The organism is Mesorhizobium sp. M2A.F.Ca.ET.037.01.1.1 (assembly GCF_003998075.1).
In the GTDB taxonomy this organism is placed as follows: Bacteria; Pseudomonadota; Alphaproteobacteria; order Rhizobiales; family Rhizobiaceae; genus Mesorhizobium.
This window is the reverse complement of record NZ_RZSA01001341.1, coordinates 1-1,378: the sequence shown is the minus strand read 5'-3', so window position 1 is coordinate 1,378 and position 1,378 is coordinate 1. Positions and strand designations below refer to the sequence as shown.

Genomic DNA, 1,378 nt, shown 5'->3' with positions numbered 1-1,378 from the left:
CCAGGTCCGGTTTGGTCGAGAGCTTGCTCAGCTCCTCATCGCGGCTGTCCTCGCGGCGCTTGCGCGCCTTGATCAGTCCGCCCTCGCCGATCGGCCGACGGTCGCCGTCGCGCGTGAATTTCGGCCGGTCGGCTTCTTCGCGGCGCGGACCGCCGCCGCGCACCGGCTTGTTGGAAAACGGTTTTTGGATCTCGGCGTCGAAATTGGCGCCGGCTTCCTCGATCAGCCGCTCGCCGAGTTGCTCGCGCAGCACCCGGCCCTTGATCTCCAGCACATGGCCCTCGGGCAGATCTTCCAGCTGGAAGGGGCCATAGGAGATGCGGATCAGCCGCGTCACATCGAGGCCAAGCGCGCCGAGGATGTTCTTCACCTCGCGGTTCTTGCCTTCGCGCAGGCCGAGCGTCAGCCATGCGTTGGTGCCCTGCTCGCGGTCAAGCGAGGCCTCGATCGAACCGTAGAAGACGCCGTCGACGGCGATGCCCTCACGCAAGCCGGCGAGCGCGCTTTCCTCGACCTTGCCGTGGACGCGCGCGCGGTAGCGCCGCAGCCAGCCGGTGGCCGGCAGTTCGAGCACGCGCGACAGGCCGCCGTCATTGGTGAGCAGCAGCAGGCCTTCGGTGTTGATGTCGAGGCGGCCGATCGTCATCAGCCGCGGCAGGTCGGACGGCAGCACGTCGAAGACGGTCTTGCGGCCTTCCGGATCGCGGTTGGTGGTAACGACGCCCGCCGGCTTGTGGAACAGGAACAGGCGCGTGCGCTCGATCGGTGGTATCTCGGTGCCGTCGAGATGAATGACGTCGGTGGCGCTGACGTTAAAGGCCGGCGAGTCCAACACCTTGCCGTTGACCTTGACGCGGCCGGCCGCGATCAATTCCTCGGCGTCGCGGCGTGAGGCGATGCCGGCACGCGCCAGCCGCTTGGCGATGCGCTCGCCGGCCTCCGGCGCGGCTTCCGAGGGACGCGGGCGCGGCTTGAAGCCGCCCTCGGGCTTTCCCGCGCCGCGCGGGCGATCGCTGAAGTCACGCTTCGGCCGGTCGGCAAAGTCGCGTGCAGGGCGCTCGCCGAAGTCGCGCTTGGGACTGTCGAAACGGCGTTCGCCACGCTCGCCTTCAGCGGCCACCGGCCGGTCACCGCGTGGCACAAAGGGCTTGCGGCCTTCGCGCTTCTCGAAGGGCTTGCCGTCGCGCGGCGGGCCTTTGCGGAACGGCCGGTCGCCGCGCTCCGCGCCCTCGCCCATTTCACGCGGCTTGTAGCTGCGCTTGAAATCGCGGGCCGGGCGCTCGCCTTCGGCGCTCATCGGCCGGTCACCGCGTGGCGCAAAGGACTTGCGGCCTTCGCGCTTCTCGAAGGGCTTACCGTCACGCGGCGGACCTTTGCG

The 1,378-nt window shown here is 69.2% G+C and carries 1 protein-coding gene; it reads right to left on the bottom strand.

Annotation, left to right across the window (positions count from 1 at the left end; all coding sequences use genetic code 11):
- The coding region (locus EOA27_RS36555) for a pseudouridine synthase (RefSeq protein WP_245491325.1) at positions 1-1,378 on the bottom strand (1,378 nt) is incomplete at both ends.